This window comes from Pseudomonas sp. LB1P83 (assembly GCF_054897885.1).
In genome coordinates this window covers 5,052,336-5,075,717 of sequence record NZ_CM142709.1, presented here as the reverse complement: position 1 = coordinate 5,075,717, position 23,382 = coordinate 5,052,336, and the positions used below count along the sequence as shown (strand labels likewise).

Below are 23,382 nucleotides of genomic sequence, written 5' to 3'. Positions count from 1 at the left end.
CGAGTGTCTCTGATCGCTTCTGACCACTTCCGCATCGTTGTCGGCCTCGGCAAGAGCGGCATGTCCCTGGTTCGCTTCCTGGCGAACCGGGGCACGTCGTTTGCTGTGGCCGATACGCGGGAAAATCCACCGGAACTGGCCACGCTCACGCGTGACTATCCGCACGTGGAAGTGCGTTGTGGCGAGCTGGACGTCGAATTCCTGTGCCGTGCCGACGAGCTCTACGTGAGCCCCGGCCTGGCACTGGCGACCCCGGCCCTGCAGGCCGCCGCCGCCCGTGGCGTGAAATTGTCCGGTGACATCGAGCTGTTCGCGCGTAACGCGAAGGCGCCGATTGTCGCCATCAGCGGTTCCAACGCAAAAAGCACCGTCACCACCCTGGTCGGCGAGATGGCTGCGGCGGCCGGCAAGCGAGTCGCTGTCGGCGGCAACCTCGGTACGCCGGCGCTGGATTTACTCAGCGACGACGTCGAGCTGTACGTGATGGAGTTGTCGAGCTTCCAGCTCGAAACCACCGATCAACTCAACGCCGAAGTGGCGACCGTGCTCAACGTCAGTGAAGACCACATGGACCGTTACAGCGGTCTGCCGGCCTATCACTTGGCCAAGCACCGGATCTTCCGTGGTGCGAAGCAGTTTGTGGTCAATCGTCAGGACGCCCTGAGCCGTCCGCTGATGGGCGAGGGCCAGCCATGCTGGACCTTCGGTTCGAGCAAACCCGATTTCAAGGCCTTCGGGATCCGCGAAGAAGACGGCGAGAAATTCCTCGCCTTCGAATTCCAGAACCTGATGCCGGTGCGCGAGTTGAAAATTCGTGGCGCCCACAACCAGTCCAACGCCCTGGCGGCATTGGCGCTGGGCCACGCCGTCGGCCTGCCGTTCGATGCCATGCTCTCGAGCCTGCGCACCTTCGCTGGCCTCGAGCATCGCTGCCAATGGGTCCGTGACCTGGATGGCGTGGGCTACTACAACGATTCCAAAGCCACCAACGTCGGCGCCGCACTGGCGGCCATCGAAGGGCTGGGCGCGGACATCGACGGCAAGGTCGTGCTGATCGCCGGTGGCGATGGCAAGGGCGCCGAGTTCAATGATCTGCGTGATCCGGTGGCGGCCAACTGCCGCGCCGTGATCCTGATGGGTCGCGACTCCGACAAGATCGGTGAGGCCATTGGCGATGCCGTGCCGCTGATCCGCGCCGCTTCGCTGATCGAAGCCGTCGAGCAGTGCCGCGCCGTTGCGCAACCGGGCGACGTCGTGCTGCTGTCGCCAGCCTGCGCCAGTTTCGACATGTTCAAGAATTACGAAGACCGTGGTCATCAGTTCGTCCGCGCCGTGGAGGAACTGGCATGAGCCTGCTCAATATCATCAAGCCCTATCCGTCACCGATCATCACCGGGCGCGGGATCGATCTCGACTTCCCGATGCTCGCCGGTTGCCTGGCGTTGATCGGCCTCGGGCTGGTGATGATTGCATCGGCCTCGACCGAAGTGGGGGCGGTGCAGTCGGGCAGTGCCCTGTACTACATGATTCGCCACCTGATCTACATCGTGCTGGGCCTGGGTGCTTGCATCGTCACCATGATGATTCCGATCGCCACCTGGCAACGCCTGGGCTGGCTGATGCTGATTGGTGCCTTCGGCTTGCTGGTGATGGTGATCATCCCGGGGATCGGCCGTGAAGTGAACGGTTCGATGCGCTGGATCGGCTTCAGTTTCTTTAACGTCCAGCCTTCCGAGATCGCCAAAGTGTTCGTGGTGATCTATCTCGCCGGTTATCTGGTGCGTCGCCAGAAAGAAGTGCGCGAAAGCTGGATGGGCTTCTTCAAGCCGTTCATCGTTCTGCTGCCCATGGCCGGTCTGTTGCTGATGGAGCCGGACTTCGGCGCCACCGTTGTGATGATGGGCGCCGCGGCGGCGATGCTGTTCCTCGGCGGGGTCGGGCTGTTCCGTTTTTCCTTGATGGTGGTCCTCGCGGTCGGGGCGGTGGTGCTGTTGATTCAAGTGCAGCCGTATCGAATGGCGCGTCTGACCAACTTTGCCGATCCGTGGGCCGACCAGTTCGGCGCCGGCTATCAGTTATCCCAGGCATTGATCGCGTTTGGTCGCGGCGAGTGGCTGGGCGTTGGCCTGGGCAACAGCGTGCAGAAGCAGTTCTACCTGCCGGAAGCTCACACTGACTTCGTGTTCTCGGTCCTGGCCGAAGAACTGGGGGCCATAGGTTCCTTGTGCACGGTCGCGCTGTTCGTCTTCGTGTGTGTGCGTGGCATGTACATCGGTTATTGGGCCGAGAAGGCCAAGCAGTTCTTCGCCGCCTACATCGCGTACGGCTTGTCGTTCCTGTGGATCGGCCAGTTCCTGATCAACATCGGGGTGAACGTCGGCCTGCTGCCGACCAAAGGCCTGACCCTGCCGTTCCTCAGTTATGGCGGCAGTTCGTTGGTGATCTGCGGTGCCTGTCTCGGCTTGTTGTTGCGCATCGAGTGGGAGAGTCGAACCCACCTGGGCAGCGAAGAGATGGAGTTCCATGAGAGCGACTTCGCCGAGGAGCCGACCCATGGGCGCTAACGTCTTGATCATGGCGGGCGGCACCGGTGGCCACGTGTTTCCAGCGCTGGCCTGTGCTCGTGAATTCCAGGCCCGCGGTTACACCGTGCACTGGCTCGGAACGCCGCGCGGGATCGAGAACGAGCTGGTGCCGATGGCCGGGATCGAGCTGCACCGGATCAATGCCAGCGGGTTGCGCGGCAAGGGCAAATTGTCCCTGCTCAAGGCCCCGTTCATGTTGCTCAAATCCGTCTGGCAGGCGCGGGCGGTCATTCGTCAGCTGCGGCCGGTGTGTGTGGTCGGCTTCGGTGGTTATGTGACCGGTCCTGGCGGCGTGGCAGCCAAACTGGCCGGCGTGCCGGTGATCGTTCATGAACAGAACGCCGTGGCCGGTACCGCCAATCGGTTGCTGGTGCCGTTGGCCGCCCGAGTCTGTGAAGCGTTCCCCGACACCTTTACCCTGTCGGACAGCCGTCGGACCACCGGTAACCCGGTGCGCACCGAGCTGTTCCTCGAAACACAGCGCCCCGCCCTGGCGGGTCGCAAGGCGCGTTTGCTGATCCTGGGCGGAAGCCTGGGCGCAGAGCCGTTAAACAAGTTGCTGCCTGAAGCCTTGTCGCAAGTCGCCCCAGACCTGCGCCCGGAAGTGTTCCATCAGGCCGGCAAAAACCACGATGAAGTGACTGCAGAGCGCTATCGCGCGGCTGGCGTCGAGGCGCAAGTGCAGCCTTTCATCAAAGACATGGCCCAAGCCTATGGCTGGGCCGACCTGGTGGTGTGCCGCGCAGGCGCATTGACCATCAGTGAACTGGCTGCCGCCGGTCTGCCCTCGATGCTGGTGCCTTTGCCCCACGCGATCGACGATCACCAGACCCGCAACGCCGATTATTTGGCCCGTGAAGGCGCTGCCTTCCTGATGCCGCAAAGAACGACTGGCGCAGCGGATCTTGCCGCACGCCTGACAGAGGTCCTGATGCAACCACAACGACTCAACGACATGGCCACCGCGGCACGCCGCCTGGCCAAACCCGATGCAACCCGTAACGTGGTCGATACCTGTCTGGAGGTGGCCCATGGTTGAGAAACAGAAAGCCATGCCGCAACCGGAAATGCGCCGCATCCGTCGCATCCACTTCGTCGGTATCGGCGGCGTGGGCATGTGCGGCATCGCCGAGGTGTTGTTGAACCTGGGCTATGAAGTGTCCGGTTCCGACCTGAAAGCATCGCCGGTGACCGAGCGTCTCGAGTCCTTTGGCGCGCAGATCTTTATCGGCCACCGTGCCGAGAACGCCGCTGCTGCCGACGTGCTGGTGGTGTCGAGCGCCGTGAACACGTCCAACCCGGAAGTCGCCACCGCGCTGGAACGACGTATTCCGGTGGTACCACGCGCCGAGATGCTGGCCGAACTGATGCGCTATCGCCACGGCATTGCCGTCGCCGGTACGCACGGCAAAACCACCACCACCAGCCTGATCGCTTCGGTGTTCGCGGCCGGTGGCCTGGACCCGACGTTCGTCATCGGTGGTCGTCTGAATGCAGCGGGCACCAATGCCCAGCTCGGCACCAGCCGCTACCTGATTGCCGAAGCCGACGAAAGCGATGCCAGTTTCCTGCACCTGCAGCCGCTGGTGGCCGTGGTGACCAACATCGACGCCGACCACATGGCGACCTACGACGGTGACTTCAACAAACTGAAGAAAACCTTCGTCGAGTTCCTCCACAACCTGCCGTTCTACGGTTTGGCGGTGGTGTGCCTGGACGACCCGGTGGTGCGTGAAATCCTGCCGCTGGTGAAACGCCCGACGGTCACTTATGGCTTCGGCGATGACTGCGACGTGCGCGCCATCAATGTACGCCAGCAAGGCATGCAGACTTTCTTCACCGTGCTGCGTCCTGATCGCGAGCCGCTGGATGTCTCGGTGAACATGCCGGGCAATCACAACGTCTTGAACGCCCTGGCCACCATCTGCATCGCCAGCGACGAAGGCGTCAGCGATGAAGCCATCGTCCAGGGGCTGTCCGGCTTCCAGGGTGTCGGCCGACGCTTCCAGGTCTACGGCGAACTGCCGGTAGACGGCGGCAACGTGATGCTGGTCGACGACTACGGTCACCACCCGACCGAAGTCGCGGCCGTGATCCAGGCCGTACGCGGTGGCTGGCCGGAACGCCGTCTGGTGATGGTTTACCAGCCGCACCGTTACAGCCGCACCCGCGACCTGTACGACGATTTCGTCAATGTACTGGCCGACGCCAACGTACTGCTGCTGATGGAAGTCTACCCGGCCGGTGAAGAGCCGATTCCGGGCGCCGACAGCCGCAAGCTGTGCAACAGCATTCGTCAGCGCGGTCAGCTCGACCCGATCTACATCGAGCGTGGCGTCGATCTCGCGCCGCTGGTCAAGCCGCTGCTGCGTGCCGGAGACATTCTGCTGTGCCAGGGCGCCGGTGATATCGGTGGCCTCGCCCCGAAACTGTTGGCCAGTCCGCTATTCGCGGGTGCTGTTGCCGCGCCGACCGTGGGGAAGTTGAAATGACTGCTGCTTACGCCAACCTCGTCTCCACTGTCGCGCCGAAAGACTTCGGCCGCGTCGCCGTGCTTTTCGGCGGCAAGAGTGCCGAGCGTGAGGTTTCCCTGAAGTCGGGTCGCGCTGTGCTCGACGCGCTACTGAGCGCCGGTGTGGATGCGTTCGGCCTCGATGTGGGCGATGACCTTCTGCAGCGTTTGCTGAACGAAAAGATCGACCGCGCCTTCGTCATCCTCCACGGTCGTGGCGGTGAAGACGGCAGCATGCAGGGCCTGCTGGAATGCCTGGGTATTCCGTACACCGGCAGCGGCATTCTGGCTTCGGCACTGGCCATGGACAAGCTGCGGACCAAACAGGTCTGGCACAGCCTCGGCATCCCGACGCCACGCCACGCGGTACTGACCTCCGAGGCTGATTGTATTTCGGCAGCGACGGAACTGGGCTTCCCTTTGATCGTCAAACCGGCCCATGAAGGTTCAAGTATCGGTATGGCCAAAGTGAGTTCCGCGTCGGAGTTGATCGACGCCTGGAAAGCGGCCAGTACCTACGATTCGCAAGTGTTGGTCGAGCAATGGATTCAAGGTCCGGAGTTCACCATTGCCACCCTGCGTGACCAGGTGTTGCCACCGATTGCCCTGGGCACCACGCACAGCTTCTACGACTACGACGCCAAGTACGTGGCTTCCGATACCCAGTACCGGATCCCGTGTGGCCTGGACAGCAACAAGGAAAAAGAACTGATGGACCTCACGGTGAAAGCCTGTGAGGCGCTGGGTATCGCCGGTTGGGGCAGGGCAGACGTGATGCAGGACGCCGACGGGCAGTTCTGGTTCCTCGAAGTCAACACCGCACCGGGCATGACCGATCACAGCCTGGTGCCGATGGCGGCCCGTGCTGCCGGTCTGGATTTCCAGCAATTGGTTCTGGCGATTCTGGCGGCAAGTATTGCCAGCAACGAAGAGCCGCGGGGTTAAGACCATGCAAGGCGCACAGCTGAGACATCAGCCCCCTCCAGTACCCGGCCGCAAGCCGGTGCCGCGGGGTGCCAGCCGAATGGTGGCCAAAGAGCCGATGTCTGCGCGCCTGCCGAAAGCCAATTTTGGCTTTCTCAAAAGCCTGTTCTGGCCGGTGCTGTTGGTTGCGCTGGGGTTCGGTACCTACGAAGGCGCACAGCGTTTGCTGCCGTACGCCGACCGGCCGATCACCAAGATCAACGTGCAGGGCGACTTGAGTTACATCAGCCAGCAAGCGGTGCAGCAGCGGATCGCCCCGTACGTGGCGTCGAGCTTCTTCACCATCGATCTTGCGGGCATGCGTACCGAGCTTGAAACGATGCCATGGATTGCCCACGCCGAAGTGCGGCGGGTGTGGCCGGATCAAGTGGTGATCCGCCTGGAAGAACAACTGCCGGTGGCCCGTTGGGGCGATGAATCGCTGTTGAACAACCAGGGACAGGCGTTCACCCCGCGTGAGCTGGCGAACTACGAACACTTGCCACAGCTGTTCGGCCCACAACGGGCTCAACAGCAAGTGATGCAGCAATACCAGGTGCTGAGCCAGATGCTCAGGCCGTTGGGCTTCTCGATTGCACGCCTGGAGTTGCGTGAACGAGGCAGCTGGTTCCTGACCACCGGTGCCGGCAGCGCGGGCCCGGGGATCGAACTGCTGCTGGGCCGCGGCAAGCTGGTGGAAAAGATGCGCCGCTTCATTGCCATCTACGACAAGACGCTTAAAGAACAGATTACGAACATTGCGCGCATCGATCTGCGCTACGCCAACGGCCTCGCTGTTGGCTGGCGGGAACCTGTAGCGCCCACGACAGCCCAACCCGCTGTCGCGAAGAATTAAGAAGAGGCAGGACCCATGGCAAACGTGCAAAGCGGCAAAATGATCGTCGGTCTCGATATCGGCACCTCCAAGGTGGTGGCGCTGGTCGGCGAGGTCTCGGACGACGGCACGCTGGAAATCGTCGGGATCGGCACTCATCCGTCCCGTGGCCTGAAGAAAGGCGTGGTGGTGAACATCGAGTCCACCGTGCAATCGATCCAGCGCGCGATCGAAGAAGCGCAGCTGATGGCCGGTTGCCGGATCCACTCGGCGTTCGTCGGCGTGGCCGGCAATCACATCCGCAGCCTGAACTCCCACGGCATCGTGGCGATTCGTGATCGCGAAGTCAGCGCTGCCGACCTTGAGCGCGTCCTCGACGCCGCCCAGGCCGTGGCGATCCCGGCTGACCAGCGCGTGCTGCACACCCTGCCGCAGGATTACGTGATCGATAACCAGGAAGGCGTTCGCGAGCCGCTGGGTATGTCCGGCGTGCGTCTGGAAGCCAAGGTTCACGTGGTCACCTGCGCCGTCAACGCCGCGCAGAACATTGAAAAATGCGTGCGCCGCTGCGGTCTGGAAATCGACGACATCATTCTCGAGCAGTTGGCCTCGGCCTACTCGGTCCTGACCGACGACGAGAAAGAGCTGGGCGTGTGCCTGGTGGACATCGGTGGCGGCACCACTGACATCGCGATCTTCACCGAAGGCGCGATCCGTCACACCGCGGTGATCCCGATTGCGGGCGATCAGGTGACCAACGACATCGCCATGGCGTTGCGCACCCCGACCCAGTACGCCGAAGAAATCAAGATTCGCTACGCCTGCGCCCTGGCCAAGCTGGCCGGTGCCGGTGAAACCATCAAAGTGCCAAGCGTTGGTGACCGTCCACCGCGCGAGCTGTCCCGCCAGGCCCTGGCCGAAGTGGTCGAGCCGCGTTACGACGAGCTGTTCACGCTGATCCAGGCCGAACTGCGTCGCAGTGGCTACGAAGACCTGATCCCGGCCGGCATCGTGCTGACCGGCGGTACTTCGAAAATGGAAGGCGCGGTTGAACTGGCCGAAGAGATCTTCCACATGCCGGTCCGCCTGGGCGTGCCCCATGGCGTCAAGGGCCTGGATGACGTGGTGCGTAACCCGATTTATTCCACCGGCGTTGGCTTGTTGATGTACGGCCTGCAGAAACAGTCCGACGGGATTTCGTTCTCGGGCATCAGCAGCCGCGACAGCTACAGCAATGAAGAACCGAAAGCCGCCTTGCTCGATCGCATCAAGAGCTGGGTACAAGGCAACTTCTAAAGATTTACCGCAGCACCGTTGTAGATACAGGCAGTAGGCGAAAAAACTAGAGAACTGAAAGGAGAGGGAAAATGTTCGAACTCGTAGACAACATCCCCGCAAGCCCGGTAATTAAAGTTATCGGTGTTGGCGGAGGCGGCGGCAACGCCGTCAACCACATGGTCAAGAGCAACATTGAAGGCGTTGAATTCATCTGCGCCAACACTGATGCCCAGGCGCTGAAATCCATCGGCGCGCGGACCATCCTGCAACTGGGCACCGGCGTGACCAAAGGTCTGGGCGCCGGCGCCAACCCTGAAGTAGGTCGTCAGGCCGCTCTCGAAGACCGTGAGCGCATTGCCGAAGTCCTGCAGGGCACCAATATGGTGTTCATCACCACTGGCATGGGCGGTGGTACCGGTACCGGTGCTGCGCCAATCATTGCCGAAGTGGCCAAGGAAATGGGGATCCTCACCGTTGCGGTGGTGACTCGTCCGTTCCCGTTCGAAGGCCGCAAGCGCATGCAGATCGCCGACGAAGGTATCCGTCTGCTGTCTGAAAGCGTTGACTCGTTGATCACCATTCCCAACGAGAAGCTGCTGACCATCCTCGGTAAAGACGCCAGCCTGCTGTCGGCTTTCGCCAAGGCCGACGATGTACTGGCCGGTGCCGTTCGCGGTATCTCCGACATCATCAAGCGTCCAGGCATGATCAACGTCGACTTTGCCGACGTACGGACCGTGATGAGCGAAATGGGCATGGCGATGATGGGCACTGGCTGCGCCAGCGGTCCGAACCGTGCACGTGAGGCCACCGAAGCGGCCATTCGCAACCCGTTGCTCGAAGACGTGAACCTGCAAGGTGCGCGCGGCATCCTGGTGAACATCACCGCCGGTCCTGACCTGTCCCTGGGTGAGTACTCCGACGTGGGTAGCATCATCGAAGCCTTCGCTTCCGAGCACGCAATGGTCAAGGTCGGTACCGTTATCGATCCGGACATGCGCGACGAACTGCACGTGACTGTGGTTGCCACCGGTCTGGGCGCGAAAATCGAGAAGCCTGTGAAGGTCATCGACAACACCGTTCACACTTCCATGGCCTCCCAGCCGCAACAATCGGCGCCCGCTCGTCAGGAACAACCGGCGGTAAACTACCGTGACCTGGACCGTCCGACCGTCATGCGCAACCAGGCTCAGGCCGGTGCTGCGACTGCCGCGAAGATGAATCCGCAAGATGATCTGGACTACCTGGACATCCCGGCTTTCCTGCGTCGTCAGGCTGATTGATGGAATGTATCAGGGCTATGAAGGTGATTGGTGTTCAGCAAAGGTCTGGTCTGCTATTATCGCCAGCCTTTGTTGATACCAGTTCGCAATTTGCGCTGAAGCGGCCCAAGCCATGATTAAACAACGCACACTGAAAAATATTATCCGTGCTACAGGTGTAGGCCTGCACTCCGGGGAGAAGGTATACCTGACCCTCAAGCCTGCACCTATCGACACCGGCATTGTGTTTGTTCGTGCCGACCTCGACCCTGTGGTGCAGATTCCTGCCCGCGCGGAAAACGTTGGTGAAACCACGATGTCGACCACATTGGTCAGTGGTGACACCAAAGTGGATACGGTGGAGCACTTGCTCTCGGCCATGGCTGGCCTGGGCATCGATAACGCCTACGTCGAGCTCTCCGCGTCTGAAGTCCCGATCATGGATGGTAGCGCTGGACCTTTCGTATTCCTGATTCAATCGGCCGGCCTGGAAGAACAGGACGCACCGAAGAAGTTCATCCGGATCCTGCGGGAAGTGACAGTGGAAGACGGCGACAAGCGCGCCACTTTCGTCCCTTTCGAAGGCTTCAAGGTAAGCTTCGAGATCGATTTCGATCACCCGGTTTTCCGTAACCGCACACAAAGTGCAAGCGTGGATTTTTCCAGCACTTCGTTTGTAAAAGAAGTCAGCCGCGCCCGTACCTTTGGTTTCATGAGTGACATCGAGTACCTGCGCAAGCACAACCTCGCACTCGGCGGTAGCGTTGAAAACGCTATTGTGGTCGACGCGGATGGTGTACTGAACGAAGACGGCCTTCGCTATGAAGACGAATTCGTGAAGCACAAGATCCTCGATGCAATTGGTGACCTCTACCTGCTGGGCAATAGCCTGATTGGTGAGTTCAAGGGCTTCAAGTCCGGACATGCATTGAACAACCAGCTGCTGCGCAAGTTGATTGAGCAGACAGATGCTTGGGAAGTCGTGACTTTCGAAGACGCCAGCACTGCACCGATCTCTTACATGCGTCCCGTTGCGGCCGTGTAAGCAAAAAACCTCTCTAGTTTTTAAAGGCTGCCTTCGGGTGGCCTTTTTTTATGTCCCGGTTTTTTGTGGCGTCAGGGCTGGCCCCTTCGCGGGCAAGCCTCGCGCCTACAGGGGTACTCGGTCTACTGTAGGAGCGAGGCTTGCCCGCGAAGAGGCCGGTAGCAACACCGCAGATTTCAAGTCGTGACGACCACCCGATTCCGCCCACCTTCCTTCGCCTGATACAACGCCTTGTCCGCCGCAAACAGCAAACTCTCCAGGCTGATATCAGTCGCTGTCGTCCAGGTGCTGATCCCGATACTGACAGTCATCGGCAAATCGGCACCCTCAACCAACGGCAACTCCTCGACAGCCTTGCGGATGTATTCAGCAATCTGCCGCGCACCCGCGCTATCGGTTTCCGCCAGGATCACCGAAAACTCCTCACCACCGTAACGGGCGGCCAGGTCCGCCGGTCGTCGGACGTGGGCGGTGATGACGTTGGCCAACGAGCGCAGCGCTTCGTCGCCGGCCTGATGGCCATGGCGGTCGTTGAACGCCTTGAAGTGATCGGCGTCGATCATCAGCAGCGACAACGGCTGGCCCGACCGTTGCGCGCGAAACCATTCATGGCGCAGGGCCTGATCCAGCGTTCGGCGGTTGGCCAGGCCGGTCAAGGCATCGGTGGCCGCCAATTGTGCCAACTCCTGCTCGGCGTTGTGGCGCAGGCGCAGTTCACGGCAGAACAGCCAGGTCAGCCAAAGCAGGCTGATGCACAGCGCAATGGTCGCAACGCTGACCACCACCGCCGTGCGTTTCCACGACGCAAACACTTCATCGCTGGAGAGCGCAACGATGACAATCAACGGCAAGTTGCCCACCTTGGAAAACGTGTACAGGCGTTCGTCCTTGTAGCGACTTGAAACACTGGTGAAGCTGCCGTCGCCTTCTTTGACGATGCGCTGGAAGTTGGGGCGGTCGCTGAAGTCCTTGCCAACCAGCTCTTCGGCCAGGCGGGGCTCCTGGGCCAGAAGAATACCGTCCGAGCTGATCAGGTTGACCGAACTGTCACGTCCGATACTCAAGCTGTTGAACAATTGATCGAAGTAACTCAAGCGCATGGCGGCTTCGGCCACACCGAGGAATTCGCCCTGTGAACCGCTGACCCGGCGACTGAAGCTGATGCGCCATTCATGTTCAGCCTGTCTGGACCGGAAGGGGCGGCTGATAAACATGCCCGGATCACGATTATTCACGTGGGACTGAAAATACTCGCGGTCGGCATAGTTACCCTTTCTGGGCTCCACCGAGGCTGAGTCGGCGATGACGTCGCCCTTGTTGTCCAGCAACAAAATGTCGCCCTTGTACGGCGCGGCAGTGGCGCGGTCAAACAGGGCCAGATGGCGGATGGCGGGGGAAACGAGTTTGAGGTCTTCTCGCTGCGAGGCCGCGATCAGGCCGAGCAAGGACAGGTCATAGAGTTCGACATTGCGCAGCACGTCGGCTTCGATCAATTGCACGATGTTGGACGCTGAGCGCGTGGCAGACAGTTCTGCGTTGGCGCGTTCGCGCACCAGCAGGAACGCGACGATGCTCAGAATCGCGATCACCAGCAGCAAACTGCCGAGAACCAGAAGCCGCTCCGACCGGGTCGAACGGATCGGATCGTGAGGTTTTGTGTTGCTCACACTCATGGCTCTGGCTTCTGCTGATAGGGCTTTATGAAAGTTCTGTTGCAAGCATCGGGCAGAATTCCGGGAGCCGTTTGCGTTCAGGGCGCCTGTATAAGTCCCTGATAAACAAAAGGCCAGCAAAACGTGCTGGCCTTATGTTTATTCAAGCTTAGAAGACATTGAGCGGGTAGTCGACGATCACCCGGTATTCATCGGTGTCTTGGTCCAGCGCGCCGTAGCCATTGCCGCCACGGTTGGAGGCCCATTGCAGGCGTATTGCCAGATCCTTGGCCTTGCCGCCCTGCACCACGTACTTAAGATCGATGTCACGTTCCCAGTGCTTGGCGTTTTTGCCGTCGGCGCTGTACCACGAGGCGTAACCGCGGCTGTCCGGATCGACTTTGGTCAGGTCCAGTTCGCCCCGGGAGTACGACAGCGCCGAGGTCAGGCCGGGCAGACCGAGGCCGGCAAAGTCGTAGGCGTACTTGAGTTTCCACGAGCGCTCGTTCGGGCCGTTGAAGTCCGAATACTGCTGGGAGTTGTCGAGGAAAACGCTGTCACCCTGGCTGATGTAGTCGAATGGCGTGTTGCCGTTGACCCGCTGATACGCCGCGGTAACGCTGTGATTGCCCACGCCAACGGTGAAATGCAGGCTGTAGGTGTTGTTGTCGATGTTGCCCAGCAGCGCATCGCCGGTGTCTTGCGTGTGATAGAAGTGCAGGCCCGGGTTGAGGCTGACCAGGTCGTTCAGCGCGTAGGTGTAATCCAGGTCGTAGTAGTACTGGTTCCAGATGTCCTTGAGTTCGGACGCGTACAGGCTGCTGGTCAGCCCTGGCAGACCGCTCCAGGCCACGCCGGCCCAGTTCAGGTGCTGACTGTCGTCACCGTCTGCCAGGCTGCCGTAGGAGGTGCCGATGCGGGTGTGACCGCTCTGGTTGTACGGCTTGGTGAAGCTCGCCTGGCCACCCTCGATCAGGAAACCGTCGACGCTGTGGTTGGTCAGGCTGACACCACGAAAGGTCTGCGGCAGCATGCGGGTCTCGCCGCCCGCAATCACCGGGTTGGCGAGAAACAGGTCGCCGGCCTTCAACTCGGTATCAAATGCGCGCATTTTCAGTGTGCCGCCCGCCGTCGAGAACGACCCTGGCGCTTTGCCGTTGCCATCGCTGATCGGCAGGATGCTAGAGCCGTCCGTGCCGCCACCGCCATCGAGCTTGAGCCCGAGCATGGCGTGGGCATCAACGCCGAACCCGACGGTGCCCTGGGTGAATCCCGATTCGAAAATGCCAAGGAAACCCTGACCCCATTCGATGTTGTCGTCCGTCTGCTGCAGACGGTTACGGTTCATGTAGTAGTTGCGGGCATTAAGGTTGAGGCTCGAACCTTCCACAAAACCTTCGTGGCTGGATTCATCGGCGGCGTGGGCGGTCATCGTTGCAGCGATTGCAATGAACAGCGGGGTAAAGCAGAGAGGGAAACGCACTTGCGGTAAAGCTCCTTGGGGTCAATCTGCACTTCATTATTTGAAGCACAGGATGTTTCTTGTAAGGGGAGACGAACTAAACCGGCTTTAAACCACAACGAAAAAAAGCCGCTGATAGCAGCGGCTTTGAAGACAACTTTTCAAAGGGAAGAGCCTATAAAAAGTGTCGAGGGAAATGGAGCGAGTGCGCGGGATCAGCTGTCTTTCTCAACCTGTGGTCGGGTGGCAGACGTTGACGCTTGAGGGGTTTGCGCAGCCTCTTGGGCCTTGGCGGTCATTTCGCTCTGATGCTGTTCGTATGCGGCGGCGCGGGCGGCATTTTGTGCGACGAAAGTCTGGGACTCTTCAGCCACGGCGAACGGGGACAAGAACAACGAGGACAAAACGAAAGCGCTGGCAATACCCATAGTGTTGGACATCTTTAAAACCTTCTTGCTTGGCAAGTGCTGTTTGGTGCGGCAAAGATAAGGGGGATTGGAGAAGGGAAAAAGAGCAGATTCATGAAAGGACTGTTGCGCTAAAAGCAACAGTAGCCAGGGCGACGCGGTACATGTAGCAGCTGCCGAGCAGCGCGAGGCTGCGTTCGGCGACGAAGTCGTCGTAAACCCTGAATACGCGGTCTACCTGACAGACCGCATCGCCTGATTTTACGACGACTCCGTCGCCGAACGCAGCCTCGCGCTGCTCGGCAGCTGCTACAGGGACCGGTGCAGGGTTAAACGGGGAGATGGATACCGAAGGTATTCATGCCGTGGTCACTGCGCACAAACACATCCCCGCCATGCATCAGCGCAATCGCCTTGACGATTGCTAACCCCAGCCCATGGTTGTTTCCGCTGTTACTGCGCGACGCATCCACCCGATAGAACCGCTCGAACAACCGCGACAGATGCTCGCTGGCAATCGGCGATCCCGGATTCGCAACCCCGATGCTCACCTGATGCTCCTCAACCTCGATCCGCACCTCGATCACTTGCCCGGGCTCGGTGTGCTGCACCGCATTGCTCAGCAAATTGATCAACGCCCGGCGCAGATGCGCAATCTCGATTCGCACTTGTGCATCACCACTGACCTGCACCTGAACCTGCGCGTCTTCAAGAATGAAATCCAGATATTCCAGGGTCGTGGCCACTTCATCGGCCAGCGAGGTGGAGGTCAGTTTGGTCGCCTTGCTGCCCTGATCCGCGCTGGCGAGAAACAGCATGTCATTGATGATCGAACGCAGCCGCTCCAGCTCTTCGAGGTTCGATTGCAGCACTTCGAAGTAGTGTTCCGCCGAGCGTCCGCGAGTCAGCGCGACCTGGGTCTGGCCGATCAGGTTGGTCAGCGGCGAGCGCAGTTCGTGGGCGACGTCGGCGTTGAATGACTCAAGGCGTGAATAGGCCTGCTCGACCCGCTCCAGCGTCGAGTTGAACGAATTGACGAACTGATTGAGCTCCGGCGGCAACGGCGACAAGCGCAAGCGCCCGGAACGCAAGGGCGGCGCCAGTCGCTGGGCTTCCTGCGACAACTTGATCAAGGGTTTGAGACCGATCCGCGCCACCCAATAACCCAGCGCCGACGCCAGCAGCACACCGACAATCGCCAGGCTGATCAGCGCGATCAGCAAATGATGCTGCGTCTGCAAAAACGTCTCGGTGTCGATGCCGATCATGAAGCGCAGCGGCGGTCGTTGATCCTTGGCCGGGAACTGGCTGACCAGCACTTTCAGCGGATAAGGCTGATCCGGCAACGTCATGTCGCGCATCCCCAGCGGCCCTTCGGCAAAGGCGCGGACCTGCGGCGTCAGGTTGCCGTATTCGTAGTGCGGATCGCCGCTGATGATCCAGAAACTGATGCGCTTGTCTTCTTCGCCCAGCAGCTTGAGCTTGTTATTGATCTTCACCCAATGCTCGGGCGTGCCGTAACGCCCGACCGTGGATTCGAGCACGCTGTAACGCGCGTCCAGCTCGGCCTCGGGCAACAGACCCAAGCCCTTATCGACCTGCTGGTACAAAGCCCAGCCGATCAACAGAAACACCAGCAGTGCCACCAGCGTGAACATTCCACTGAGGCGCAGGGCAATCGAATTACTGGACACCGCGGCTCTCCAGCACATAACCCATGCCACGAATCGTGTGCAGCAGTTTTTCGTCGAAAGGCCCGTCGAGCTTGGCCCGCAGGCGTTTGATCGCGACTTCGACGACGTTGGCGTCGCTGTCGAAATTAATGTCCCAGACCATTTCGGCGATGGCGGTTTTCGAAAGGATTTCACCTTGCCGACGGGCCAGCACGCTGAGCAGCGAGAACTCCTTGGCGGTCAGGTCCAGGCGCGTGCCCGCACGGGTGGCCTTGCGGCTGATCAAATCTATCCACAGGTCGGCGATGCTCACTTGCACCGGCTCATGGCCGCCGCTGCGCCGGGTCAGCGCTTGCAGGCGCGCCACCAGTTCGAGGAAGGAAAACGGTTTGCCGAGGTAATCGTCGGCGCCATCGCGCAGGCCTTTGATGCGGTCTTCGACACGCTCGCGGGCAGTGAGCATGATCACCGGGGTTTGCTTGCGCGCACGCAAGGCGCGCAGTACGCCGAAGCCGTCGAGGCCCGGCAGCATGACGTCGAGGACGATCACCGCGTAGTCGCTTTCCAGCGCCAGGTGCAGGCCTTCGACGCCGTCGCGCGCCAGGTCCACGGTGTAACCCTGTTCCGTCAGGCCGCGGTGCAGATAATCCGCGGTTTTTTCTTCGTCTTCGATAATCAGAACGCGCATGACCCCGCCTCAGTCTGTGGTTGCCAGCGCCGGCATCGGTGCGGGTTTGGGCTTATGGAAAAGCCGCTCAAGCCACAAGTATATGACCGGAGTGGTGAACAGCGTCAGCGCCTGGCTCACCAGCAAGCCGCCGACCACCGCGATCCCCAGCGGCTGGCGCAGTTCGGCGCCGGTGCCGTAACCGAGCATCAGCGGCAGCGCGCCGAGCAGGGCGGCGAGGGTGGTCATGATGATCGGCCGGAACCGCGTGATACAGGCCTGGTAGATCGCCTCTTCCGGCGGCAGGCCACGATTACGCTGGGCGTCGAGGGCGAAGTCGATCATCAGGATGCCGTTTTTCTTCACGATCCCGATCAACAACACCAGCCCGATCAGCGCCATGATCGAAAAGTCCTGGCCGCAAATCCACAGCATGATCACCGCCCCGAGCCCCGCCGACGGCAACGTCGAGATGATGGTCAGCGGATGAACGAAGCTCTCGTAGAGCACGCCGAGAATGATGTACACCGCCACCAGCGCCGCCAGAATCAGCCACGGCTGGCTGGCCAGCGAACTCTGGAATGCTTGCGCCGCCCCCTGGAAGTTGCCGCTCATGGCCGCCGGCATGCCGATGTCGACCTTGGCCTGGTTGAGCATGATCACCGCATCGCCCAGCGCCACGCCGGGTGCCAGGTTGAACGACAGGTTGGCAGCCGGGAACATGCCGTCATGGGCGATGGACAGCGGGCCGACCGTTGGCGCATCGAACTTGGCCAGCGCCGACAGCGGCACCATTTCACCGCTCAGCGGTGAGCGCAGGTAGAAATAGTTGAGGCTTTCGGCTTTGCCGCGTTGCTTGGTGTCCAGTTCTAGAATCACGTTGTACTGGTTGATCTGGGTCTGGAATTCATTGATCTGCCGCTGGCCGAACGCGTCGTACAGCGCTTCATCGACATCGCTGGCGGTCAGGCCGAAACGCGCGGCGGCGCTGCGGTCGATGCTGATGTGGGTAATGCTGCCGCCCAGTTGCAGGTCGTTGGAAATGTCGCGGAATGCAGGGTTGGCGCGCAGTTTTTCCGTCAGGCGCTGGGTCCAGGTGCTGAGCGTCGCGCCGTCGTTACTCTTGAGCACGTATTGGTACTGCGCGCGGCTCGGGCCAGAGCTGAGGTTGATGTCCTGGCCTGCGCGCAGGTAGAGCACGATGCCCGGGACTTTCATCAGTTGCGGACGAATCCGGTCGATGAACTGGCTGGCCGAGACATCGCGGTCGCCGCGTTTTTTCAGGGAAATCCAGAAGCGGCCGTTGGCGATGGTCTGGTTACTGCCCGAGACGCCCACCGAGTGGGAAAACGCCGCGACTGCCGGATCTGCGGCGACGATTTCGGCCATCGCCAGGTGTTTTTTCACCATGTCACCGTAGGAAATGTCGGCAGCGGCTTCGGTGGTGCCGAGGACAAAACCGGTGTCCTGCACCGGGAAGAAACCTTTGGGGATAAAGATGTAACCGGCAATCGCCAGGCCCAGCGACAGGCAAAACACCCCGATCATCAATTTCTGGTGGGCGAGGGCGCGGCGCAGCAGTTTTTCATAGCCGGCCAGCAAGCGTTCGCCGAATGTGGGTTTGCTGTGGGAGTGATGCACTGGCGCACGCATGAACAGCGCGGCCAGGGTCGGCGCCAACGTCAGCGAGACCACCACTGAAATCATGATCGTCGAGGTGGCGGTCAGGGCGAATTCCTTGAACAATCGCCCGACCACGCCACCCATGAACAGCAGCGGAATGAACGCCGCCACCAGCGAGAAACTGATCGAGACCACGGTGAAACCGATCTCGCCGGCGCCCTTGATCGCCGCCTCGCGCATGCCGTCCCCGGCCTCGAGGTGACGGTGAATGTTCTCCACCACCACAATCGCATCGTCGACCACAAACCCCACGGCCACCACGATCGCCACCAGCGTCAGGTTGTTCAGGCTGAAACCCATGATGTACATCAGGGCGAAGCTGGCGACCAGCGAAACACCCAACACGGCGGAAACAATCAGCGTCGCCGACCACTGGCGCAGGAACAGCGCCATCACCGCCACCACCAGCATGATCGCGATCAGCAGGGTGACTTCCACTTCGTGCAAGGAGGCACGGATGGTCTGGGTGCGGTCGACCAGCACTTTGACCTGCACCGAGGCAGGCAGCATGGCTTCGAGGCCGGGCAGGGCGGCTTGGATGCGGTCCACGGTTTCGACGATGTTGGCGCCCGGTTGCCGGGAAATCACCAGGTTCACCCCCGGTTTATCACCGGCCCAGGCTTGCACGTAGGCATCTTCCGAACCGTTGACGACTTTGGCGACATCCTTGAGATGAACCGGGGCACCGTCCTTGTAGGAAACGATGAGTTGGCTGTACTCCTCGGGGTGGAATAGCTGGTCGTTGGTCGACAGCGTCGAAATGCTCGACTCGCCGTACAACGCACCTTTGGCCAGGTTGAGGCTGGTGTTCTGGATCGCCAGGCGAATGTCCGCCAAGGTCAGGCCGATGGCCGCGAGTTTGTCGGCGGAGGCTTGAACGCGAATCGCCGGACGTTGCTGACCGGTGATGTTGATTTGGCCTACGCCGTCGATCTGACTGATCTGACGCGAGAGCAGGGTTTCCACCAGGTCGCTGAGTTCGGGACCGGGCATTAAGGTTGAGTTGATGCTGAGAATCAGCACCGGGCTATCGGCCGGGTTGACCTTGCGCCATGTCGGCAGGTTCGGCATGTCTTTCGGCAGTTTGCCGGCGGCGGTGTTGATCGCGGCCTGCACTTCCTGGGCGGCGGTGTCGATGCTTTTGTCGAGGGTGAATTGCAGGGTCAGGTTGGTCGAGCCGAGGGCGCTGCTCGAGGTCATCTGGGTCACGCCGGGGATGGCGCTGAATTGCACTTCAAGCGGCGTGGCCACCGATGACGCCATGGTTTCGGGGCTGGCGCCGGGCAATTGCGCGGCGACCTGGATGGTCGGGAACTCAGCTTCCGGCAACGGCGCAATCGGCAGGCGCGGGAAGGCGATGACGCCGAGCAATACCAGGGCAAAGGTCAGCAGGATCGTCGCCACCGGATGATCGATGCACCAGGCAGAAACAGAACCGTGGCCCTTCATGGCTTCGACTCCGATTGCACCACTTGCGGTGGTTCGGTCAGCACCTGCACGGTCGAGCCGGGCTTGAGCCGCGATTGGCCGTCGCTGACCAGCACATCGCCCGGTTTAACGCCTTTGATGATGTCCTGACCGCTGCCTTGGTAAACCATTTGTACGGTGACGGTTTCGACCTTGTCGCCGTTGACCCGGTACACGAAGTGTTGATCGAGACCACGCTGTACGACGGTGGGCGGGACCACCAGCGCATCTTTGTCCAGGGCTGTCTGAATTTTTACCGTCACCAGCAGGCCCGGCCAGAGTTTCTGCCCGGCATTGTTGAATTCAGCCTTGGCGCGGATGGTCCCGGTGTTGGCGTTGATCTGGTTGTCGATCAGGGTCAGGTGCCCTTCGCCCAGCAGGTTACCGGTTTCACCGTCAGTGTCGGCGCCGATATAGGCCTTCACTTGTGCGCGCTCGGGGTCGCCGATCAGGCCTTGCAGGGTGGGCAGCATTTGCTGCGGCAAGGAGAACTCCACGGCGATCGGGTCGATCTGGGTCACGGTGAACAAACCCTGGGTGTCTGTCATGCGCAGGAAGTTGCCTTCGTCCACCGTGCGAATACCGACGCGACCGGTGACCGGGGAGCGAATCTGTGTGTAGGAGAGTTGCACCTGAGCGGCGTCGATTGACGCCTGATTGCCTTGGGCGGTGGCTTTGAGTTGGTTGACCAGGGCTTGTTGCTGGTCGTAGGTTTGTTTGGATACGCCGTCGTCGACGCTCAGCAGTTTGTAGCGCTTGAGGTTGACCAGGGCGACTTGCAGTTGTGCCTGGCTTTCGCCGAGTTGTGCCCGGGTCTGGTCGAGGCTGGCGCGGATTGAGCGGTCGTCGATGGTGGCGAGCAGGTCGCCTTTGTTCACCAGTTGGCCTTCTTTGACCAGGATTTTGGTGAGGATGCCGTCGATTTGCGGGCGAACTACCACGCTGTGCAGGGACAGGACTGAGCCGATGCCGCTGACGTAGCGGGGGACGTCTTTTTCGGTGACGCTGACGACTCGGACCGGGATTGCCGTGGGCGCGGCGAGTTTGGCGGTGGCGGGTTTGGTGAGGTACCAGGTGCCCAGCGCTGCCAAGGCGATCAGCAGACCTGCGATGAAGGCGGTTTTTTTCTGAATTCGCATGCGAGTGGGGCGCCGGGCTGGGTGGTCGGGAGTGGGGTCAGGTTTGTACCTTCCTTTATAAACCTGTTCGCTGGTCAGGAAGGTGACTGCTAACTGACGGCGCTGTCAGTTTGGGCTTGGCTGTGAGCTTTTGATCTTGGCGGCCTGACAGCCGACCATGTTTTTTCAGGTGTACATATCCATTCCTGCGGTAACGGCTGCTTATGGTTTCGCCCTTACGGCGAGTCCCTTTTGCAAACGCCCAAAAGGAACCAAAACGCTTCGCCCCAGCGTCCGGCCCCTCGCCTAGGCTCGGCGTTCCTTCGCTCCGGCATTCATCTGGGGGCATCGCCTCCGGTCGGCTTCGCTTCGACCTCCTCTCGATGTGTTCGACTTCGTCGAACGGCGCTACGCGCCTACCCCCCAGATGAACGCCTCCACTCAGCCTCCCGAAGGGGCGGGTAGATCAAGATCAAAAGCTGCAGGCGAGCTAACGCTCGGCCTGTTGAGTGGTGAGAAGCAGGTGTACGCCGAATCCTGTAGGAGCGAGGCTTGCCCGCGAAGGCGGCCTGACAGCCGACCAATCTCTTTCTGCTTTCCCCGATTGATCGTTCCATACGCGCAGCAAAGGAATGCCGCCCGGGACGCTCCGCGTTCCATTTTTGTGTTGAACGATGTGTAAAAAACACAGCGTTTTCCCACGCATTTTTCAGGTTGCCGGGTAGGAAGCTTGTTCTCTAACCTTTGGCTGTCGCTGCAAATTCAGCGACCGGGCGTGAGATCCCCGGCTTCTAGTATGCATCTAGCGCCAATGCCACCATAATTGGCGCCAGCTTATCCGCTGCCTGTAAATGCGTTATGGCGGCTGTGTGCGGGCAGACTTCGGTCTGGCCGGGTGCCTACTACCGGTGATCTCACACTGCACATAGCTGCCTCCTCTTCGCCGCGTGAGATCCGGCGAATGGTGGCACCCATTTCAGTAGGAGTTTGTATGGATAAGTTAATCCCCGATCCACCCATCGACACCACCAATCCCAGCGACGAGGTCACCCCGACCGAAGCGCTCATCAAAGACCGCGAAGCCATAAAACGCGCTCTCGATTACTACCTTGATCCGCCCGAGCCGTACACCGCAAAACCGCGCCGCCCCAGCACGATGTTCTTGGTCTCCCCTGATGCTGATTCAGAAAGCCTATTGGCCCATGCCTGTGAGTCTTTGGCGTCGGCGAGTGTGATGAGCAGTGATTTTGCGACGAATCGGGAGGGGCCGCAGCGCCATACGGTGTTGGCGATTCAGCAGGTCATCATGTTGGCGGAGTTGGCGGTGAATCGGGTGTTGGATAGGGTAGAGGTTCCGGCGTAGGTAGCGTTTGGTCAGGTTGACCGCGTTATCGTTCTTCGCGGGCAAGCCTCGCTCCTACGGGTGCGGGGGTTGCTCGCGATTGGGGTGTGTCAGTTGGCACAAAACCCGACGGACTCGCTTGCGGCGTGAAGCTTGCGGCTCTCGAGACAGGTATACTGCCGCCTTTCGCGGCTCGCTGACCGGGCCCGACTCTTTTGCATCACCCGGAGCTTTCATGACTTCCCCGACACAACCGCCGGTTGCCGACGCTTTGAGCGACGACCAGGCAGACCTGCCAGACAGCGTCGACTCCAGCGCAGACAGCGAAGCCAAAGCCGCGATCCCGGCGTTCAAGTTCCCGTTCAAGCCGGGTGATTTGGCCGCCGCGAAGAACGCCAGCCAGCCTTGGTACAAGAATGGCGCGAAGAATGGCCATACCAAGACGCCGGGGGCTGCGCCTCCTGGTACTCGTCGTTCGATGGGTAAGCGCTGAGTTTCAGCTTCTGCGGTGCCTGATTTACCGTCATCGCGAGCAGGCTCGCTCCTACAGTGGTTCTTCTCCGTACACAAAATTTGTGTCCTAAGGAGATCAACTGTGGGAGCGAGCCTGCTCGCGATGAGGCCAGATCAGGCAATAAAACTTCTGAATCAAGCCGCCCGCAACGAAATAAACGCATAGTTCACCGGCAGTTCAGTCGCCACTTGCGCCCCGGCTGCCTGTACTTGCCCGGCGACATCATCGCCAGACACATGAAACTGCCAATCACTGCCTGAGCCCGCCAGCGGCTGTCCGGCAAGTTGATCGATAACCATGGCAAACGCATTCATATCCGGGAGATAAGCGGTAAACCCATCCCCCTTCAACGCTGTAGTCCGAATCCCCAGCAACCCACAAATCGCATCCTTGGTTTGAATGTCATCGCGATCCGCCTGACGTGAGCGCTGGATCAATCCTGCCAGTTCCTGATCCACCAGCTCACCACCGATGATCAGGTCCGGTCCCTGTTCCCACGACTCGGGTGGGCATTCCTTGATTGTCGGGTTCAGCGGGATGTGCGGGTTGATTTCCATCGGGTAGATGCGGCACACCAGCGGTCGGCGTTCGTAGATGCGGCAGAGGTTGTCTTCGTCAAGATTCCGGCAGGGGCCGACGTTGTAGGCGGCGAAGGTGATCGCCACGTACGCCTCGGACGTGCCGCTTCGAACCACCACTGAACGGCGTTCGGCGTGTTCGCGTTGCTGCACGGGCAGGCCCAGGCCGTTGCCAAGGAAACCTTCCACCAACACGATCACCTGACCGCCATCAGCCGCCCACATACGGGCTTCGGCCAGGGTCAGGGGCACGTGGTGGTCGTTGCAGCATTTGCCGCAACCTACGCAGGAAAAAGTCGTATTCATTGAGCGATCGGTCGCTTCCGAGGGCAGGAAGCG

19 protein-coding genes are annotated in these 23,382 nt (G+C 60.6%); 11 read left to right on the top strand and 8 right to left on the bottom strand.

Annotated features, from left to right (window positions below; all coding sequences use genetic code 11):
* The first annotated feature begins 3 nt into the window (after positions 1-3).
* The 9 genes from murD (at position 4) to lpxC (ending at position 10,480) form a co-directional block, all read left to right on the top strand.
* The gene (gene murD / locus ACYZTY_RS23190; protein WP_461955643.1) at positions 4-1,350 is read left to right on the top strand and encodes a UDP-N-acetylmuramoyl-L-alanine--D-glutamate ligase; all 1,347 of its coding nucleotides are present in this window, start codon (positions 4-6) and stop codon (positions 1,348-1,350) included.
* The gene (ftsW, locus tag ACYZTY_RS23185; RefSeq protein WP_461955642.1) at positions 1,347-2,564 is read left to right on the top strand and encodes a putative lipid II flippase FtsW; all 1,218 of its coding nucleotides are present in this window, start codon (positions 1,347-1,349) and stop codon (positions 2,562-2,564) included. The genes murD and ftsW overlap by 4 nt, the downstream gene beginning before the upstream one ends.
* Complete coding sequence (murG, locus tag ACYZTY_RS23180; RefSeq protein WP_461955641.1) at positions 2,554-3,624, top strand: undecaprenyldiphospho-muramoylpentapeptide beta-N-acetylglucosaminyltransferase; 1,071 nt, start codon at positions 2,554-2,556, stop codon at positions 3,622-3,624. The genes ftsW and murG overlap by 11 nt, the downstream gene beginning before the upstream one ends.
* Entirely contained in the window at positions 3,617-5,077 is a 1,461-nt protein-coding gene (murC, locus tag ACYZTY_RS23175) for a UDP-N-acetylmuramate--L-alanine ligase (RefSeq protein WP_461955640.1), read from the top strand. The genes murG and murC overlap by 8 nt, the downstream gene beginning before the upstream one ends.
* Positions 5,074-6,042, top strand: a complete 969-nt coding sequence (locus tag ACYZTY_RS23170; protein WP_461955639.1) for a D-alanine--D-alanine ligase — start codon at positions 5,074-5,076, stop codon at positions 6,040-6,042. Before murC ends, ACYZTY_RS23170 begins: the two co-directional genes overlap by 4 nt.
* Before the next feature lie 4 nt (positions 6,043-6,046).
* Entirely contained in the window at positions 6,047-6,916 is an 870-nt protein-coding gene (locus tag ACYZTY_RS23165; protein ID WP_461955638.1) for a cell division protein FtsQ/DivIB, read from the top strand.
* A 15-nt stretch (positions 6,917-6,931) separates the two neighbouring features.
* Positions 6,932-8,191 carry a cell division protein FtsA gene (ftsA, locus tag ACYZTY_RS23160; RefSeq protein ID WP_046048247.1) on the top strand — a complete coding sequence of 420 codons (1,260 nt, stop codon included), beginning with the start codon at positions 6,932-6,934 and terminating at the stop codon, positions 8,189-8,191.
* 71 nt (positions 8,192-8,262) lie between these two features.
* A complete protein-coding gene (gene ftsZ, locus ACYZTY_RS23155) occupies positions 8,263-9,456 on the top strand; it encodes a cell division protein FtsZ (RefSeq protein ID WP_007943486.1) in 1,194 nt (397 codons plus the stop codon).
* 112 nt (positions 9,457-9,568) lie between these two features.
* Entirely contained in the window at positions 9,569-10,480 is a 912-nt protein-coding gene (gene lpxC / locus ACYZTY_RS23150; protein ID WP_008147525.1) for a UDP-3-O-acyl-N-acetylglucosamine deacetylase, read from the top strand.
* 176 nt (positions 10,481-10,656) lie between these two features.
* On the opposite strand, the gene ACYZTY_RS23145 is transcribed toward lpxC, so the two are convergent.
* From ACYZTY_RS23145 to ACYZTY_RS23115, 7 genes are all read right to left on the bottom strand, one after another.
* A complete protein-coding gene (locus tag ACYZTY_RS23145; RefSeq protein ID WP_461955637.1) occupies positions 10,657-12,153 on the bottom strand; it encodes a sensor domain-containing diguanylate cyclase in 1,497 nt (498 codons plus the stop codon).
* A 148-nt stretch (positions 12,154-12,301) separates the two neighbouring features.
* A complete protein-coding gene (locus ACYZTY_RS23140; protein WP_461959382.1) occupies positions 12,302-13,564 on the bottom strand; it encodes an OprD family porin in 1,263 nt (420 codons plus the stop codon).
* Between the two features lie 245 nt (positions 13,565-13,809).
* On the bottom strand, positions 13,810-14,034 hold the full coding sequence (locus ACYZTY_RS23135; protein WP_461955636.1) for a hypothetical protein: 225 nt from the start codon (positions 14,032-14,034) through the stop codon (positions 13,810-13,812).
* Between the two features lie 296 nt (positions 14,035-14,330).
* Positions 14,331-15,695, bottom strand: coding sequence for a heavy metal sensor histidine kinase (locus tag ACYZTY_RS23130; protein WP_461955635.1), 1,365 nt, complete (start codon positions 15,693-15,695; stop codon positions 14,331-14,333).
* Positions 15,685-16,362, bottom strand: coding sequence for a heavy metal response regulator transcription factor (locus ACYZTY_RS23125; RefSeq protein ID WP_007916978.1), 678 nt, complete (start codon positions 16,360-16,362; stop codon positions 15,685-15,687). Before ACYZTY_RS23125 ends, ACYZTY_RS23130 begins: the two co-directional genes overlap by 11 nt.
* A 9-nt stretch (positions 16,363-16,371) precedes the next feature.
* On the bottom strand, positions 16,372-19,473 hold the full coding sequence (locus tag ACYZTY_RS23120; RefSeq protein WP_461955634.1) for a multidrug efflux RND transporter permease subunit: 3,102 nt from the start codon (positions 19,471-19,473) through the stop codon (positions 16,372-16,374).
* The gene (locus ACYZTY_RS23115) at positions 19,470-20,630 is read right to left on the bottom strand and encodes an efflux RND transporter periplasmic adaptor subunit (RefSeq protein ID WP_461955633.1); all 1,161 of its coding nucleotides are present in this window, start codon (positions 20,628-20,630) and stop codon (positions 19,470-19,472) included. The genes ACYZTY_RS23120 and ACYZTY_RS23115 overlap by 4 nt, the downstream gene beginning before the upstream one ends.
* Before the next feature lie 970 nt (positions 20,631-21,600).
* Here ACYZTY_RS23115 and ACYZTY_RS23110 point away from each other — a divergent pair.
* Together ACYZTY_RS23110 and ACYZTY_RS23105 are read left to right on the top strand one after the other, a co-directional pair.
* Entirely contained in the window at positions 21,601-21,972 is a 372-nt protein-coding gene (locus tag ACYZTY_RS23110; RefSeq protein WP_461955632.1) for a DUF6124 family protein, read from the top strand.
* A 214-nt stretch (positions 21,973-22,186) separates the two neighbouring features.
* Positions 22,187-22,444 (top strand): hypothetical protein, encoded by a 258-nt coding sequence (locus ACYZTY_RS23105; RefSeq protein ID WP_028620828.1) that lies wholly within the window; start codon positions 22,187-22,189, stop codon positions 22,442-22,444.
* A gap of 155 nt (positions 22,445-22,599) precedes the next feature.
* Here the strand turns inward: ACYZTY_RS23105 and ACYZTY_RS23100 are convergent, their stop codons facing one another.
* Positions 22,600-23,349, bottom strand: a complete 750-nt coding sequence (locus ACYZTY_RS23100; protein WP_461955631.1) for a YkgJ family cysteine cluster protein — start codon at positions 23,347-23,349, stop codon at positions 22,600-22,602.
* Positions 23,350-23,382: the final 33 nt, after the last annotated feature.

Bases quoted from the DNA above. Each gene is read 5' to 3' on its own strand.
- ftsW (WP_461955642.1), top strand. From the start codon at position 1,347: ATGAGCCTGCTCAATATCATCAAGCCCTATCCGTCACCGATCATCACC.
- ACYZTY_RS23125 (WP_007916978.1), bottom strand. From the start codon at position 16,362: ATGCGCGTTCTGATTATCGAAGACGAAGAAAAAACCGCGGATTATCTG.
- ACYZTY_RS23110 (WP_461955632.1), top strand. From the start codon at position 21,601: ATGGATAAGTTAATCCCCGATCCACCCATCGACACCACCAATCCCAGC.
- ftsA (WP_046048247.1), top strand. From the start codon at position 6,932: ATGGCAAACGTGCAAAGCGGCAAAATGATCGTCGGTCTCGATATCGGC.
- ACYZTY_RS23120 (WP_461955634.1), bottom strand. From the start codon at position 19,473: ATGAAGGGCCACGGTTCTGTTTCTGCCTGGTGCATCGATCATCCGGTG.
- murG (WP_461955641.1), top strand. From the start codon at position 2,554: ATGGGCGCTAACGTCTTGATCATGGCGGGCGGCACCGGTGGCCACGTG.
- ACYZTY_RS23145 (WP_461955637.1), bottom strand. From the start codon at position 12,153: ATGAGTGTGAGCAACACAAAACCTCACGATCCGATCCGTTCGACCCGG.
- ACYZTY_RS23105 (WP_028620828.1), top strand. From the start codon at position 22,187: ATGACTTCCCCGACACAACCGCCGGTTGCCGACGCTTTGAGCGACGAC.
- ACYZTY_RS23115 (WP_461955633.1), bottom strand. From the start codon at position 20,630: ATGCGAATTCAGAAAAAAACCGCCTTCATCGCAGGTCTGCTGATCGCC.
- ACYZTY_RS23140 (WP_461959382.1), bottom strand. From the start codon at position 13,564: ATGACCGCCCACGCCGCCGATGAATCCAGCCACGAAGGTTTTGTGGAA.
- lpxC (WP_008147525.1), top strand. From the start codon at position 9,569: ATGATTAAACAACGCACACTGAAAAATATTATCCGTGCTACAGGTGTA.
- murC (WP_461955640.1), top strand. From the start codon at position 3,617: ATGGTTGAGAAACAGAAAGCCATGCCGCAACCGGAAATGCGCCGCATC.
- ACYZTY_RS23100 (WP_461955631.1), bottom strand. From the start codon at position 23,349: ATGAATACGACTTTTTCCTGCGTAGGTTGCGGCAAATGCTGCAACGAC.
- ftsZ (WP_007943486.1), top strand. From the start codon at position 8,263: ATGTTCGAACTCGTAGACAACATCCCCGCAAGCCCGGTAATTAAAGTT.
- ACYZTY_RS23165 (WP_461955638.1), top strand. From the start codon at position 6,047: ATGCAAGGCGCACAGCTGAGACATCAGCCCCCTCCAGTACCCGGCCGC.
- ACYZTY_RS23170 (WP_461955639.1), top strand. From the start codon at position 5,074: ATGACTGCTGCTTACGCCAACCTCGTCTCCACTGTCGCGCCGAAAGAC.
- ACYZTY_RS23135 (WP_461955636.1), bottom strand. From the start codon at position 14,034: ATGTCCAACACTATGGGTATTGCCAGCGCTTTCGTTTTGTCCTCGTTG.